This window comes from Streptomyces lushanensis, assembly GCF_001700515.1.
Lineage (GTDB): Bacteria > Actinomycetota > Actinomycetes > Streptomycetales > Streptomycetaceae > Streptomyces > Streptomyces lushanensis.
In genome coordinates this window covers 658-934 of the sequence record NZ_MAUD01000581.1, presented here as the reverse complement: position 1 = coordinate 934, position 277 = coordinate 658, and the positions used below count along the sequence as shown (strand labels likewise).

General features: G+C 70.0%; 1 pseudogene. It reads right to left on the bottom strand.

The features are described from left to right. Positions 1 to 96 precede the first annotated feature (96 nt). Positions 97 to 277: pseudogene (locus BFF77_RS31500) on the bottom strand (TetR/AcrR family transcriptional regulator); the annotation flags it as partial.

The following is a 277-nucleotide window of genomic DNA, read 5'->3' as shown; positions in this document are numbered from 1 at the left end:
CCACCAGCAGTACGGCCAGGACGAGCACGGCGAGCGCCAGCCACCGCCCGGGGCCGGGTACGGGCCTCGTCTCCGTCGCCGTCCCGTGGATGGTGGTCATGTGCTCACGCTCCGTTGTGCGCCGCCGAGCAGCAACTCGACGATCATGTACTGGAAGTCCTTGGTGGCGACCCGGCCGTCCTGTGTGGCCCAGGCGCCCGCGCTGAGCAGTCCGTAGAGCGCCTCGGTCAGCCAGACATGGCTGAGGTCGATCCGGAATTCGCCCCGCTCCTGGCCG